Consider the following 15,859-nt stretch of genomic DNA (forward strand, 5'->3'; position numbering starts at 1 on the left):
AAGAATATTCAAATGTGAAGTTAGATATGGCGTTTTACGATGAACGTGATGCTTCACGATTTAGTGAGTTGATTGACCGAATTAATAGCCCTTTTAAAGGTTCAGTCAGTGGTTTGGTTGAAGAGGCAAAAGCGGGTAGGATCGATGAAATCTATATCGCTTTACCGTTAGTTGCGTTGGAAAGGATTCGCCATTTCCTGGCGGTGATGTCCGACACGACAGTCGACACTTACATCGTGCCAGACTTCAATTCTTACAGTTCTCACATGTCGGAGCTGCGCTCAGTCCATAATTTACAAACCATCAGCATCCTGAGTTCACCGTTTGAAGGTTTTGGTTCCTTTGTCAAACGAGCCGAAGATTTGGTACTGGGGAGTATTATCATGGTATTGATTTCTTCTCTGTTATTGGTGATTGGTATCGGGATAAAGCTGACTTCACGTGGGCCGGTATTTTTCAAACAAGACCGTTACGGCTTGAGTGGGCAAAGAATAAAGGTCTGGAAATTCCGGACTATGCGCGTTATGGAAAACTCAGACACTGTCGTTCAAGCGACCAAAGACGATCCGCGGGTTACCCGCTTCGGCGCCTTTTTACGTCGTACATCGCTTGATGAACTACCGCAATTTTTTAATGTGCTACAAGGCAGCATGTCGATTGTTGGCCCAAGGCCGCATGCCGTCACGCATAACGAGCAATATCGCAAGCAAGTGGAAAACTACATGATTCGCCACAAAGTTAAACCTGGGATCACAGGATTGGCGCAAATTAACGGCTATCGTGGCGAAATTGATGCACTTTATAAAATGGAAAAGCGCGTACAGTACGATATTGAATACATCCAAAGCTGGTCGTTGTGGCTAGATATCAAAATTATTATAAAAACTATTTTCAAAGGATTTATCGGGAAAAATGCATATTAAATATATTCTCGTTGCCGGAATAGTTTTAACGCATCCGGCCCTGGCGGACTTAACCCCGAAATCTCATATCGGCTTTGCAGGTATTGATTTTCAAGGCACAGCGGGTGTGAATTATGGTTATGACGATAATGTGACTTATCAGCCACATGATAGCGATGCTATTGGCTCAAACTTCTTGAGCGTTACTCCGGTATTAAGCATGGCGGGCGAAAGATACCAGGATAAATACCTGGTAATATATTCAGGTGATTATCGCAATTATAATAATGACTCTGCGGATAACTACAATGACCACTTCTTCCGTTTTAACGGCGTGTGGCGTTATGGATTAAAGCACGGGTTAATGTTCAATGTTGAAGACTCAATTGGCCATGAAGACCGTGGGCGTGGTATCACCGAAGGTTTTGTACCTGAGCAATTTCAAGAGTTTGGCATCGAATCGCCGCTGACCACCAACTTGCTCAATAGCGAACTACGTTACAGCTACGGAGCACCTGAAGGGCGTGGAAAAGCCGAAGTCGCCCTGCTGTATAAAAAGCTTCGTTTTGGTAATACCCAGGATGCACAGAATACCGACGACGACTTTTACAATTATATTCAAGAGCAAGAATGGTATGAAAATAGTCTGGTAGCCGAAATTTTCGACCAGTACTCACGGGAAACTCGTTTCCGTTATAGCTTTATTACTAACCAACGGCATTATGATAATGCTAATGAAAAAGACAGTAACGAATATTATTTGATGTACGGAATAAAGTCCCAGGTGACGGGAAAAACCAACATCGATATGAACGTAGCCTGGTTGTATAAAACGTTTCAGAACAACCCTGACTCGCAGGATTTTAATGGACTAAACTGGGATATTCAGGGCGAGTGGAAACCACTCAAACAGGCTATTTTTACGGCGCATACCTCGCAACGCATTAAAGACCCTTCAGAAGTTGGGGGCTACATTCTGGTTTCGCAATACGGTATTTCTTATCAACATTTTTGGCTCAACGATCGTTTCTCTACCTTGTTAGATTACTCCTACACCACGGAAGATTATAAGAAACAAGATAAGGATAGAACGGACAGAGATGGCGTATTCACATTTTCTATGAGTTACGACTTCAGACCTTCGGTTAATTTTGAACTGAAATATCAAATAGATACCTTGCGTTCGAATAAAGAGACCGATTCGTTCTATATCGGTGCTGACGACGACCGTGAAGTCCTGAGAACATTGGGCTACGACAATTCGCTGATTATGTTTACAGCTAAGGTGCAGATTTAAAATGAAAATAATGAAACTCTGGGCATTTTTATTATTCACGGTGCTTTTGGCTGGGTGTACAACATCCAAGCCACCACTCATGGATAATCCTGATGCTGAATCAATGGGATATCTTCTCGATGCAGGTGATACCGTCAGTATTAATGTCTACGGCGAACCTGATATGACGATGAAATTTATTATCGATAAAAGTGGAACGATTACCTTCCCTTATATCGGTAAATTAGTGCTGAAAGGAAAAACGCCGGAACAAGTGAGTGCCGAGTTAACCAATCGCCTAAGTGGAGATTATCTGCAAAACCCAATGGTGACCGTGAATATTGCGGAATTCCGTAAATTCTTTGTTTCAGGTGAAGTGAAGAACCCGAATGGTTTCGCCTACGAACCTGGACTCACGGTTGAAAAATCTATTGCACAGGCCGGTGGTTTCACTGACCGAGCGGATCGTAAAAATATCAATATTCGTCTGTCGGGGAGTAACCAATTGCTTGAGAACGTGGACGTCAGACACTCCGTTCACCCCGGTGATATCGTTATAATTGGCATGGGCTTCTTCTAACTATGAAACTATCAATCGTAGAAAATGGCAAGAAGCGAGAAAGCGCGATCGATTTCTCCAGGTTTGCCAAAGAAATTAAAAAGAACAGTTGGAAAATCCTCCTCGCCGGCGTGATTGCGGGGGCGGTTGCCTGGCCATTAATCAGCATGATGACATCTAAGTATGTCTCAACGGCGACGGTGCTTATCAAAGCCCAACCGGATAATATTTCCCCATTCCCGCAGGTAGACGGTTATGACTCGACACGTAATGGTTATTACGAAACTCAATATGCATTGATGCAGTCGCGTATTGTGCTGGAGCAGGCGGTGCGCAATTTGAAACTGGATGAAAATCCTGATTTCATCGGCGCAAATTCGGACAGCAAAAATGCGAATACGCCTGAGAATCAGCAAGCGCGTGTTGATAAGGCACTGAAGACGTTGCTGAAAAACCTGACCATTAACGGTGTGCGCACCACGCATCTGGCATCAATCTCTTATGAATCCTCTTCGCCTGAGGTTGCAGCACAGGTAGCCAATGGTGTGGCGCAGGCGTTCATTGATTACAGTGCGGCGCAAAAGCGCGGCAATACGCTGAAAGCGCGTGAAAGCAACCAGCAGCGTATGCTCGAATTGCAGCAGCAAATTGCCGGGCAAAAGCGGGCCATTGATGATTATCTGAAGCAAGAGGGGTTGTTGACCTTCCGCGGTGTGGATGGTTTTGAAACCGAGCAGTTAAGTATTGTCACTAACCGCCTGGCGGATGCGACTCAGCGTCGTGTTGCGGCAGAATCGCAGTATAACGAAGTGCGCAGAAGCGCCGGGCGATCGCTGGAAGATGTGATCTCACTGCCAGTGATTTCAGACCATGCTCAGATTCAGGATTTACGCATTGCACTCGTTCAGGCGAAACGGACGCTCTATGAACTGCGCAAATCGTATGGCCCGAAACACATCAAGATTCAGGAAGCTCAGGCGCAAGTTCAGGCCGTTCAGGATCAAACCTACAGCGTGCTGGGTGAACTGGAAACTGGCCTGCGTCAGCAATATCAGGCAGCACTGGCTGATGAAAATAACTACCAGAAACAGCTGAATGAGCAAAAATTGATCTTCCAGAAACTTGCTTCGAAACGTGAAGGTTATAACGGGCTGAAACTGGCGCTGGATAAAACGGAAGATTCATATAAAACGCTGTATCAACGCACTCAGGAACAGACGCTGTCCGGTAATTATGCTGATTCGGATGCCGTCTTGTACGACCCGGCGGTACCTGCTGAACGCCCATCTAAACCTAACAAACCGTTGTTACTGGTCATGGTGGTGTTATTCGTTTTGGCTTTTAGCATCATGTACTTCATCGTTAAATCAGCAATGGACAGCACCATTAATAACCTGAGCCAAATGAAGAAACGGTTGAACCTCGAGCCATTAGGTGAGATTCGCCGCTATTCGGGTCTGGGGAGCCGTGCGCAAATCCGCGACGTAATCTCCAATAACCCGCTCAATGCCGATATCATTCACAGTATTCGTACCCGTATCATGCTCGATAATCGCCAGTTGCAGGCGGTTTCGGTGACGTCGACTGACCACGGGGAAGGCCGAACGCTGTTGGCTAACCTGTTAGCAAATTCATTTAGTTTCGATCAGAAAACGCTGCTGGTTGATCTCGATTTCTTCAATAAAGACGGCTTATCAAGTGAGCTGGCGAAACCGTCTGCCCATGGCGTTGCTGAGCTGCTGCGCGGCGAAGGCACGCATGAGAATCTTAGTGTCAAAGTGAATGAAAATCTGGATTTTCTACCTCGTGGCAATGCAACGATCTCCTCACTATTGCTGTTGTCGTCGGAAAATCTTGAGCATCTGATGCGTGAATTACGCAGCCATTACCAGCGTATTATTATTGATGTTGCTGCGGTGAATCAGAGCCAGGACAGCCAGCTGATTAGTCGTGTCATTGATGGGCAAATTTTCATGCTGAAAGCGGGTGCGGCACCGGCGGAACATATTATCCAGGCGCTAGATAAACTCGAAGCTAATCATTCTGTTGTTGTCGGTGTGGTGCTTAATCAGGTCGTGGATAAAAATCTTGAGACAAAAGAGGGTTTACGCTCACTCAACCTACAAACCAGTGAATTGATGAGCAGCACAGGCCGGATATGAGTTTACTGAGAAGCGCGTCCACAATTGCGGGTTCATCAGTCATTTCACAACTGATTGGTGCGCTGTCTATTTGGTTAATTTCACACAAATATGACCTGGCTGAAGTGGGGCTGTACGCGCTTAACTACAGTATTGCGTTGATTGGGGCTCAGGTTTGTACCTTTGCATCACAGCTACTCATTCCTAAGCAGCAAGATGATGAACTGGCGCAAAACGTGGTGTTTTGCTTGTTGCAAAGTCTGATTATCGCTCTGCCTTACGCGCTGCTTACTGCATGGCTGTTTAATCAGAATATTTTCTTCCTTTATCTGCTCACGCTTTCAAATACGTGGATTTTGATTTCGGAAAACTTATCGTTACGTACCGCTAATTTTGGCTTTTTGGTCTTCCAGCGTATCTCTGTCTCCGTGGTAGTGGTGCTCTCCGTGCTACTCACCACGCATATCCAGGCATTTTACTGGGCGTGGGCAGGCTCGATGATGGTGTTGACTATTGGCTGCATTCTTCGTGCTTTCGATATTCGTAGTGTGCAACTGGCACATTTGAGCCCCAAAAATAACCTCGCATTCTTTAGTAAGCACGTTCATCACATCACTAAAGTCGGTAGTGCGGAAGTGCTGGCGATGGCGAACAGTAACTTGCCTATCATGTTGATAAACTTTTGGTTCTCAGCATTGACTGCGGGTTATTTTTCTATTGTCAGCCGCTTCTGCCTGGCGCCAGTGGTGATTGTCGGGAATGCGGTACGCAACGCTATTTTCTCGAAATGGTCGATAGATTTCAGGCATAACACCTTTAACTTTGAAGAGTACAAAAAGGTCCGTTTGCTGCTTCTGGTATTGGGTGTTGTGTGTACACTGGGGGTGTTTCTGTTTTATCCCATCGTTATGCACCTGGGCTTTAGTGAGGACTGGATAAACTCGATTCCCACTTCACGCTACATGTTGCCATATTTATTCCCGGCTTTAGCGGTGTGCCCGTTGACCGTGATTGAACTGATTTTTGGTTCGCACCGTTATTTCCTGCGTATCCAGTTTGAACAATTAGCGATTGTACTGATTGCGTTTGTCATAGTGCCTTATTTTTATAATGACTATGCCACTTCGATTATTCTGTTCTCAGTACTGACTTTCGTTCGTTATGCGTTTATTTATCTCAAGGTAAATAAACGCGCCAATCTTTTGAAAGACAGGCCGGTGGTATTATGAATCTCAACACTGGGAATTATTTACAGACATACTCTTTCATGACCCTGATGGTCTGCGGGTTAGTTCAGTACTTCACGGGTGTGTTAGCGGTGCTGTGGATCCCATTCTTCCTGACATTGCTGATGTTCATTTTGCTGGTGATGCAAACCCGCTATGAAAAATTGCAGTTGGATAAACAAGAAATCGTGGTGCTGACGTTGTACCTTATTTTCATGGTCATGGCGGGAGTATCGACAATTTTGCAGGCCGGGGTGACTGACGCGATTGTCGGTTTTAAAAATGAAATCGCACTTTCACTGGTGATGTTCTGCCTGCTGTTAGGCTTTTGTCGTGAATCGCAGGTCTATCGCGTCACACGTTCTTTATATTGGGTGTTTTACGCTCAATTTCCGGTGGTGCTTTATCAATTGCTGTTTGTTCTACCCCAGCGTGTTGTGGTGCGTGGCGAAGAAGATAAATGGGATTCGGTGGTTGGGACCTTTGGCGGTGACCCATTGGGAGGCGGGAATACCGCTGCGATGGGGTTGTTTTGCCTGCTGATTATGTTGTTAAAAGTCTCCGAATTTAAGCATGGGCTAACCAGTTTTAAATCGATGGCCTTGCATGTCATTTTGGGTTTTGGCTTGTGTATTGTCGGTGAAGTGAAATTTGTCATTCTGTTGTCACCGATATTACTGGCATGGGTTTGGTTGATGCCGAGCTTCGTAAAAGGCATGAATAAAGTGAATATCAAAGCCCTGCTGTTGATATTCACCGCTATGGCATTACTCATTGCCTTCGCCATTGTCATTTTAGCGGCGGGTTATTCAACGGCCTACGGTACTGACCCTACACAAAGCTCGCTTGCTGTTTTTATTAACTCACTCAGTTACATTTTTGACCCAAACTATATTCTGCCTTCAGGCGAAGTGGGGCGGTTTACAACACTGCTATTCTGGATAAAAAATAACGATCTTTGGGGGCTTTCAGGGACGCTATTTGGTTACGGATTAAACGCGACCAACAGCGGAAGTGTGGTGTCGCCAGGCTTCCTGAATCTCACCTATAATTTAATTCTCGATTCGACTTCTTTGAGTATGTTGCTCTGGGAAGTGGGCGTGGTGGGAACCCTTTTGTTTATCGGTTTAATTCTCTACATCCTGAAAATTGTGCAACCTAAAGCTCTGTTAGATCGCGAGCAATTAGACCCACAGGATCTGCAATTACTCAGTTTTGCGCCTGCATTTAATGTTTTTGCTATCAGTTGCTTACTGAGCTTGCCCTACAGTCAGATACTCACTATCACACCAATGCTCCAATTCCTTTTCTATCTGGCACTGGGCTCAAGTCTGGTTATTCGTCGAACCGTATATCGTTTTGCAGAGCAATAATATGAGTCATAAACCGTTTATCTCCGTGAGCATTAAAACACTTAACGAAGCCAAGTGTATTGAAAAAACGATTGATAGTATCCAGCAGCAGATTGCTGAATATCCTCATAAAATTATTGTTGCCGACAGCTTATCAACCGATAGCACTCAGCAATTGGCCAGCAATAAAGGGGTCACCGTGGTGTCGTTAACCCAGCCTGCGGATCGCTGTTGTGGCGTTGGCCATCAACTTGGCTATCTGTATAGCGAAGGTGAATATTTGTTGTTGATGGACGGCGATATGGAGCTGGAAAAAGGATTTATTGATAGCGCTATTACCTTTCTGCAAAGCCATCCCGAATATGCTGGTGTTGCGGGAACGGTGGAAATGGATGATGCCTCTAACTATGAATTTAAATCGCGCAAACAGCGGCTACATGAAATTTATCCGCTAGGGGATTGCGACCATTTAGGGGGCGGTGGTTTATATCGCCGCACCGCAATAGAAAAAATTGGCTATCTGACCAACCGCAATCTTCATGCCTATGAAGAGGCTGAACTTGGCATGCGTTTAGTGGATGCGGGTTATAAATTACACCGCCTGAATGTGCCTTATTTCAGCCACACATCGCACAATATGCCGACACTAAAATTGCTGATGTACCGTTGGCGCAGTGGGTATAACAAAGCGCCAGGTGAATTATTACGCAGTGCCTGGGGTAAACCCTGGTGGCCCATTGCCATAAAAATGGTCAAAAACGAGATGATTTTTGCGACCTATATGTTGCTATTACTGGTGGCGATATTAACCTTTAATATTGATATTATCGCGCTGGCTTTATTGCCGCTGATTGCATTTATCATACTGAAAACGATAAAAAATCGTTCATTAATTAATGGCTTGCAAAGTGTACTTAATTTAGCCGTACTCTCTGCGGGATTAATCAAGGGATTGACTCATCCTGTGCGCGATCCTATGACGCCACCCGACAGCAAAGTCATTCATGAATAGGTGGCCACGATGAAAATTTTACTGGTAAACAAGTTCTTCTACATTAAAGGTGGCGCGGAAACTGTCTATTTCCAGGAACGCGAAATGCTGAAACAAGCAGGCGTCGAGGTGATTGATTTTTCCATGCAGCACGAGAAAAATTTCCCCTCTGACTATGCTGATTATTTTGTCAGCAATGTCGATTACCATAAAGGAAGTAACCTGCTCGGCGGGATTAAGACGGCAATTGAATTTATCCACAACAACGAAGCCTGCAAAAAAATGAAGGCTCTGCTTGAGAAAGAGCGCCCGGATATTGTTCATTTTCACAACATCTACCATCAGTTGACCCCATCGATAATTAAAATTGCCCGGGATTTTGGCTGTAAAACGGTATTAACCGCCCACGATTATAAAATTGCCTGTCCTTCCTACGCCATGTTACGCGACGGCAAAGTTTGCGATGCCTGTATTACGGGCTCAGTATTTAATGCGTTTAAATATCGCTGTTATGAAGGTTCAGCATCCAAGAGCTTGCTGCTGACCTTAGAAGCCACCTGGCAATATATTGCTAAGAATTATCAGGCTCTTGACGTCATTATTTCACCCAGTGAGTTTCTGCGCGGCATCATAAGACACACGTTGCCAAATTCACGTATCGAGGTGATTGTTAATGGCATTGATGACAGCCAACCCTTCGAAGGTATTGAAGACCACGGCTATTTGTTGTTTGTCGGGCGTATCAGCCCTGAGAAAGGGATTCAAACATTAGCGCAGGCTCATGAGCTAATGCGTAATAAAATCCCGCTGAAGATAGTCGGCCATGGCCCGATCTATCATGACCTGATGAAGCAATTCCCGCAGGCAGAATTCCTCGGTTATGTACAACAAGGCGAAGGATTAGACTCATTGATTAAGCATGCGCGCGCGATCGTCGTGCCTTCTGAATGTAATGAAAATTGCTCGATGTCGGTGTTAGAAGCCATGTCGTTTGCGCGGCCGATTGTGGGCTCGCGTATTGGTGGGATCCCCGAACAAATACGTGATGGTGTGGATGGTGCATTATTTGAATCGGGCAATGCTCAGGAGTTGGCGAATATCCTTGATTTTCTGGCTGAAAACCCGGATAAAGCACACCACATGGGGTTAAACGCCCACCAGCGGCTCTGTGATAAATACGCCATGCGTAATCATATGGAAGCGTTGCTTAACTTGTACCAAGAACTGTTGAGCAAACCCTAATATGACCAGGAAAATTACTGTCATTGGCACACGTGGCATACCCGATGTGTTAGGCGGAGTGGAAACACATTGCCAAAATCTTTATCCGGCTATCAAAGAACAGTTTGATGTGGATATTTGTGTTATCGCTCGCGCTCCGTATGTTGGTTACAGTAAGTCGCAGTACAAAAATGTGGAAACCGTGGCGCTATGGGCACCTAAAAAACGCTCACTGGAAGCCATTGTTCATTCCGTTTTGGCTGCGTTTAAGACCTGTTTTGATAAATCCACTATTGTTCATGTGCATGCCATCGGGCCGGGCCTGGTAGTGCCACTGCTACGTTTACTGGGTAAGAAAGTGGTGTTTACCCATCACGGTCCTGATTATGAACGCCAGAAGTGGGGCCGAGTTGCAAAACAGGCTCTCTTATTAGGTGAAAAGTTTGCGGTTAATTATGCCAATGAAGTGATCGTTATTTCTGAAGTGATTAATCAACTGATTCAGAAAAAACATGGTCGCATGGATGCTCATCTGATTTATAACGGCGTAAATATTCCGCAAACGCAGGCCCCGGAGATGATTCATAAAACACTCGACCGTTATGCCCTGAAGCCTAAGAATTATCTTGTTGCGGTGGGGCGTTTTGTGGAAGAGAAAGGGTTTCATGATTTAATTACTGCCTACCAGCAATCAGGGGCGTCCGAGCCATTAGTTTTGGTTGGCGATGCGGATCATCCTTCTGATTACAGCATGCGCCTGAAGGAATTAGCGATAAAAACCCCGAATGTCATTCTGACCGGTTTTTTAAAAGGTGACGCACTGAAGGTGGTATTTTCTCAGGCTAAGTTATTTATCATGCCGTCGTATCACGAAGGATTACCTATAGCGCTGCTGGAAGCTATGTCTTATTCATTGCCTGCTGTGGTGAGTGATATTCCGGCAAATCTGGAAGTCGGGTTGCCCGCAGATGCCTATTTTAAAGTCGGTAACGTGCTTGATTTAGCTGAAAAAATTAACGAAAAACGTGGGTTGGCTAGTGCGGATTACAGCAAATTTCTGCAAACCTACGACTGGCGTGAGATTGCCAGGAACACGGTAAGTGTCTACCATTCAATAGATAAATCAATAGGTTAAATTTGACGAATTCTACTCGACGCCCAATCGTCATCGACAGATTCTATGAAGTGCTTGATGAACAAACTCAGGCGCAGCTCACTGCTGAGCAAAAGCAGGAGATAGAGAACGCGATCGTTTCTATCACGCTCTCGTCGCACCATCGGATCGATATTCGTAAAAGCTTTCCCTTTTTTGGGACGCGCTACTACATGGTCTTTTTGTTGGGAAGAGATTTCCGCAAACGGTTACGTAAAGAATCGACGCTGGTGCGTATCGTTGTGACGTTGCTGATTCTTTGTGGCGCAGTTTTCGCCATTTTGTGTCTATTCTTAACTCTCTACATGATCAAATCCGCTGTGGGAATCGACCTGTTTCGTAATTTCCACGTCGGGATTTGGGATTGGTGGCTCAGCTTGCGAAGTAACTGATCCTGGGAAGTTAACGCCCCAACAGAAGCAGGAAAGACTATGAATATGAAAACGTTAGTTTCACTGATGTGCATGGTTTTTCCGGGGGCGGTAATCGCCGTACCGACGACAGTTGTAACGCCAAAGGCACTGTCAGGCCCCATCACCAATCCCGGAACGGGAATCGCCAGTTTTCATCAAGGTTTTGGGCAACAACTGACGCCCGCGCAATATCCTGATACCGGGATTGAATACGAGCGTTTTTACTGGTCTGAGCTTGAGCCGGTAGAAGGGCAGTATAATTTTGCACTGGTCGATGATGCTTTCAGGTTTGCGGCGGCGCATCAACCGGCGATGAATGTCGGATTGCGGGTTATGGTTTTGGATGGCCCCGAGAGCGGGAGCAAAATTCCTGACTGGTTGATCAGAAAAGGGGTGAAAGGAGTCTGGACACCCGATAGAAAAACCTTCGCGCCGAATTTAGATGACCCTATTTTTCTTGAATACAGCCAGCGCCTGCTGAATGCCTTCGGTAAACGCTACGACGGTAATGAGAATCTTGCTTACATCGATATCGGCATGGTGGGCTCCTGGGGCGAATGGCATAACAGCAACTTCCCTTCCTTGCCGCCCCTTGAAGAACGCTACACGCCAGCCCAACTAGAAAAGTACGTTAAAATGCACTTCACAGCATTTCCTAAAACGCCAAAAATTATGCTGATTGCCGGTAACGAAAATCTCGCGAGTGCAGTGAGGCGAGGTGCAGGCTGGCGCGCTGACTGTCTTGGGGACTGGCGGAACTTTTCCACAACCTGGAATCTCATGGAAGATGATTATCCTCCGCGCTTAGAGGCAGCCCAGGCGGCATATTCCGGCTTTAACGATGCCTGGAAACGCTCGCCGATAAGTTTTGAGATCTGCGGTCATATGACGGAGTGGAAAACAGTACAGCACTATACCCGTGAAGAAGTGCAACGAACATTTGACTGGGCCATAGAGAAACATGCCAGCACGATTAATCTGAAGTCGAGTGAAGTGCCGGTGATGTATCGAGCCATCGTCGATAACGCGCTGACAAAACTGGGTTATCGTTTCCGTTTAGTCTCGTTAAGCCATGATTCTATGGTCACCAGAGGCAGTACCCTGACGCTGAATAGCCAGTGGGCGAATGATGGCATTGCACCGAGTTACCTGAAATATGATGTGGTGTATCGCCTGGTAAATAATACGAACAAAGTTATCGCCCAAGGGAAAACATCCGATGACATTCGCAGCTGGCTGCCAGGCGAGCGTTCACTGAGTTATCGTCTGTCACTGCCTGTGGCTTTAGCGAATGGGCAGTATTATATCGAGGTGGCGATGCTGGACTCTCAAGGCAAGGCGAGAATTAATCTGGCTAACGAAGGCAAACAGAGTGACGGTTGGTATCGGGTGTCGAAGGTCCGCGCTCAATAATATCCTTCATTCTTCAAGCTGCATCTTTGTTGGCTGCGTTCACGAGCCCGAATCACTTACTTTAGTAAGCTCATCGGGACTCGCTCTCTTGCCGCCGCGATGCAACTTGAATTATTGTGGGTATTGAAGCTATGACGGCTAAGAACCAAAGCCGTTCGGGTTATTTTTCTGCCAGTTCCAGGTATCACGCATCATTTCATCAAGTGAACGGGTCGCGATCCACCCCAGTTCTTGTTTGGCTAAGGAAGAATCTGACCAACATTCCGCCACATCACCCGGTCTTCTGGCGACGATTTGATAGTTAATTTTCGTTTGTGCGGCCTTTTCAAAAGCCTTAATCAGGTCAAGAACGGAATAGCCGACACCGGTCCCCAGGTTGATGGCTTTGAATGGTGAACCCTCAGCTTTATGGTCTAACGCCGCCAGGTGCCCGCTTGCCAGATCCAGAACATGAATATAATCACGAACCCCGGTTCCATCCGGCGTTGGGTAATCGTTGCCGAATACCGACAGACATTCGAGCTTTCCGATTGCCACCTGAGAAATATATGGAACCAGGTTGTTAGGAATACCGTTGGGATCTTCACCAATACGCCCTGAAGCATGCGCACCAACCGGGTTGAAATAGCGTAAGCAAGTAATGCGGAACTCAGGTTGTGCATGCGAAAAATCACGCAAAATCTGCTCAACCATTAATTTCGACGTCCCGTATGGGTTAGTCGTACCACCGACTTGGCACTCTTCGCTTAGTGGTACTTTTTCGGGGTTACCGTATACCGTTGCGGAAGAGCTGAAGATAAGGCTATTGACACCAGCGCGTAACATCTCATTGAGCAAAATCAGCGTCCCAACGACATTGTTCTCATAATATTCCAGCGGCTTTCTGACTGATTCGCCTACGGATTTTAAACCAGCAAAATGAATAACATCGGATATGTTGTGTTTTGAGAAGATCTCTTTTAGCGCTTGTTTGTCTAAAATATCGGCAACATATAATGTTGGTACTTTCCCGGTTAATTCTGTCACCCGCTCCAAAGATGTTTTAGACGAGTTAGAGAGATTGTCTATAACGACGACATCATCACCTCTTTCCAGTAATGCCAGAACGGTATGTGAGCCAATATAACCAGCACCACCAGTTACAAGAATTGCCATAGTATCTCCAGATTAAGATTACAAAATGCGCGTTTTGATGTGACCCTCAGTCAAGTCGTTCAATAGTATCAGCAATCAACCAGCCATTCATCTGGTGTTTCAGGCAAAAAAATGCTTCCTGTATTTAACAAAACACTTAAAGAAAATCTTTTTTAACGGCGATAACAGGCTGAATGTCAAATTTTTAGTATCATAGGCAATATAATCATTTGTGAAATTTAAAGTATGAATACCTGCGCTTTGATTGATTGTTGGAACAATATTAGCAACAAGTTTCTCTTCAAAAATCAAAGGGCTTAAATTAACTATCTCTTTGATATAAACGGACTTACCATAAAAACCTAAATGACACTCTTGGGTTAGAATATAAAGTTTGTCATCGATGGAATAGGGGGTTCCGGCACCACGATGGTGGCGGTTACATAATGTTAATGAGGGTTTTATTTTTTCCCACTCACCGAATAAGTCCCTTGCTGTATGAATGACAATATCGTTATCCAGAGTCGTAGAAATAAGATAGTGGGTTCCCTCATGAGTGAAGAGAACATTATCGGTATATTCGACGTTGGAAAGTAATACTTTTACTTTTTCCCAACGATCAGGGAATTCAATAGATTGAAAAAGAATGACTTCCTTTCTCTCTGATGACTCCGGAATCATATACAGTTTGTCGCCTGAGCTAAACATAAAAGGAAATGACAGGTGACATTTCAAATCGTCAAAACCTTCCAGTTTGATATCTTCTAGCTCTTCCAGTTGGTTATTCAGAATACGGCACTTCAGGAATCCCTTAGAGTTCAGGAAACTAAATGCTTCATAGAAGACATACAGCTTATCGTCTTTTTCGATAATAAAAGGGTCGGCCTGGAAAGTGTATTTTTTATTAAGCAGTTGTGCTTTGGAATTGCTGAGAATATCCAGAGTATTATCAGGAAACGAATGTGTATCATTTTTAATGATCATGATGTCCCATGATTCATGGAAAAATAACTTTTTAATTAATTTATTGTTTTTGTTAAACATTTATCATCTTGTCCATGTTAGTAATCACCAGATGCAGGAAGAAAATGACAGGTACTATTTTAAATTATAAGTCATGCTTAAGGTTATAATTACGGTAAGAAATAGTAACCAAAGAGACGCAATGCCGCTTTCTGGCTAACTGCCGCCCGCTGAGTTGGGCTTAGCTGTCGCCGATAGCAAACAACGAAATGCTGCTGTTTTGCAGTATAGACGCTCATGCAATATTCGCCTTTCTTAAAAATGCCTATTTGAGGTTACAAGCGATCATGGCAAACTTTGCTGTGGGAAAGATCTTGATGAACAAATAGTTATCAGATAACTGAGGCGATTAATAAGATGCCTGACGAGAGAAAATCAGCGAGAGAATATTGAGGAGAGCAAGAGATGATCTGGTTAATGAAAACCGGTAAACATAAGGCATGCTTACCGGTTAGCTATTATTAAGCTTGAGTATCTAGTGTAGAAAGTTCTTTATCAACGAAATACAAGCCTTCACCGCTTTTACCGACCAGACTTAATTTATCCAGCACAGATTTAAACAGTTTTTCTTCTTCATGCTGTTCAGAAACATACCACTGCAGGAAATTAAAGGTTGGGTAGTCCTGAGAGGTCATCGCCGCATGCGCCAGTTCATTAATTTTACGGGTAATTAACTGTTCGTGTTCGTAGGTGGCGTTAAACAGGCTATCCAGTGAATCGTAATCCTGGTCTGGTGCAGGAATTGCATTGATGCGTGGCAAGCTTCCGGTATCTGTTAAATAAGCAAACAGGCGTTGCATGTGTTCCATCTCTTCCTGGGCATGGCGACGCAGGAAAGCGGCTGCACCTTCGAAGCTATGGTAGCTGCACCAGGCACTCATTTGTTGATAAAGCAGGGAAGAGTAAAGCTCAAGATTCATTTGTTCGTTAAGTTTTTCGATCATTTCAGCTTTAAGCATGATGCGCTCCAGGAGAATCAGATAATTAACAATGGCGCTACTTTAATTTTATTATTTCTATAATGCAAAGGAATTGTTAATTATATTATTGTAATG

15 protein-coding genes are annotated in these 15,859 nt (G+C 44.8%); 11 read left to right on the forward strand and 4 right to left on the reverse strand.

What is annotated here, in order from left to right; translation table 11 throughout:
• The 11 genes from MES37_RS19635 to MES37_RS19685 form a co-directional block, all read left to right on the forward strand.
• A partial coding sequence (locus MES37_RS19635) for an undecaprenyl-phosphate glucose phosphotransferase (RefSeq protein ID WP_237932454.1) occupies nucleotides 1-923 on the forward strand: 923 nt, incomplete at its 5' end.
• The gene (locus tag MES37_RS19640; RefSeq protein ID WP_064545716.1) at nucleotides 913-2,199 is read left to right on the forward strand and encodes an outer membrane beta-barrel protein; all 1,287 of its coding nucleotides are present in this window, start codon (nucleotides 913-915) and stop codon (nucleotides 2,197-2,199) included. The genes MES37_RS19635 and MES37_RS19640, both read left to right, overlap by 11 nt.
• Nucleotide 2,200: 1 nt before the next feature.
• A complete protein-coding gene (locus MES37_RS19645) occupies nucleotides 2,201-2,758 on the forward strand; it encodes a polysaccharide biosynthesis/export family protein (RefSeq protein ID WP_064545718.1) in 558 nt (185 codons plus the stop codon).
• Nucleotides 2,759-2,760: 2 nt separating this feature from the next.
• Nucleotides 2,761-4,899 (forward strand): GumC family protein, encoded by a 2,139-nt coding sequence (locus tag MES37_RS19650; RefSeq protein WP_064545720.1) that lies wholly within the window; start codon nucleotides 2,761-2,763, stop codon nucleotides 4,897-4,899.
• Nucleotides 4,896-6,107 carry a lipopolysaccharide biosynthesis protein gene (locus tag MES37_RS19655; RefSeq protein WP_064545722.1) on the forward strand — a complete coding sequence of 404 codons (1,212 nt, stop codon included), beginning with the start codon at nucleotides 4,896-4,898 and terminating at the stop codon, nucleotides 6,105-6,107. The genes MES37_RS19650 and MES37_RS19655 overlap by 4 nt, the downstream gene beginning before the upstream one ends.
• Entirely contained in the window at nucleotides 6,104-7,477 is a 1,374-nt protein-coding gene (locus MES37_RS19660; protein WP_064545725.1) for a hypothetical protein, read from the forward strand. Before MES37_RS19655 ends, MES37_RS19660 begins: the two co-directional genes overlap by 4 nt.
• Nucleotide 7,478: 1 nt before the next feature.
• Nucleotides 7,479-8,468: a glycosyltransferase gene (locus MES37_RS19665; protein ID WP_064545727.1), complete on the forward strand. Its 990-nt coding sequence runs from the start codon at nucleotides 7,479-7,481 to the stop codon at nucleotides 8,466-8,468.
• Between the two features lie 9 nt (nucleotides 8,469-8,477).
• Nucleotides 8,478-9,689, forward strand: coding sequence for a glycosyltransferase family 4 protein (locus tag MES37_RS19670; RefSeq protein ID WP_237932456.1), 1,212 nt, complete (start codon nucleotides 8,478-8,480; stop codon nucleotides 9,687-9,689).
• 1 nt (nucleotide 9,690) lies between these two features.
• Nucleotides 9,691-10,803, forward strand: coding sequence for a glycosyltransferase family 4 protein (locus MES37_RS19675; RefSeq protein WP_237932458.1), 1,113 nt, complete (start codon nucleotides 9,691-9,693; stop codon nucleotides 10,801-10,803).
• 2 nt (nucleotides 10,804-10,805) lie between these two features.
• Entirely contained in the window at nucleotides 10,806-11,213 is a 408-nt protein-coding gene (locus MES37_RS19680; RefSeq protein WP_237932460.1) for a hypothetical protein, read from the forward strand.
• 39 nt (nucleotides 11,214-11,252) lie between these two features.
• Nucleotides 11,253-12,647: a DUF4832 domain-containing protein gene (locus MES37_RS19685; RefSeq protein ID WP_237932462.1), complete on the forward strand. Its 1,395-nt coding sequence runs from the start codon at nucleotides 11,253-11,255 to the stop codon at nucleotides 12,645-12,647.
• Nucleotides 12,648-12,785: 138 nt separating this feature from the next.
• Here MES37_RS19685 and galE read toward each other — a convergent pair whose 3' ends face one another.
• From galE to ftnA, 4 genes are all read right to left on the reverse strand, one after another.
• Entirely contained in the window at nucleotides 12,786-13,802 is a 1,017-nt protein-coding gene (gene galE / locus MES37_RS19690) for a UDP-glucose 4-epimerase GalE (protein ID WP_064545738.1), read from the reverse strand.
• A gap of 99 nt (nucleotides 13,803-13,901) precedes the next feature.
• The gene (locus MES37_RS19695) at nucleotides 13,902-14,825 is read right to left on the reverse strand and encodes a glucosamine inositolphosphorylceramide transferase family protein (RefSeq protein WP_237932463.1); all 924 of its coding nucleotides are present in this window, start codon (nucleotides 14,823-14,825) and stop codon (nucleotides 13,902-13,904) included.
• 89 nt (nucleotides 14,826-14,914) lie between these two features.
• Nucleotides 14,915-15,043 (reverse strand): hypothetical protein, encoded by a 129-nt coding sequence (locus tag MES37_RS24765; RefSeq protein WP_273694840.1) that lies wholly within the window; start codon nucleotides 15,041-15,043, stop codon nucleotides 14,915-14,917.
• 222 nt (nucleotides 15,044-15,265) lie between these two features.
• On the reverse strand, nucleotides 15,266-15,763 hold the full coding sequence (ftnA, locus tag MES37_RS19700; protein ID WP_064545742.1) for a non-heme ferritin: 498 nt from the start codon (nucleotides 15,761-15,763) through the stop codon (nucleotides 15,266-15,268).
• Nucleotides 15,764-15,859: the final 96 nt, after the last annotated feature.

The sequence above is a fragment of the Buttiauxella sp. S19-1 genome (assembly GCF_022134725.1).
In the GTDB taxonomy this organism is placed as follows: Bacteria; Pseudomonadota; Gammaproteobacteria; order Enterobacterales; family Enterobacteriaceae; genus Buttiauxella; species Buttiauxella ferragutiae.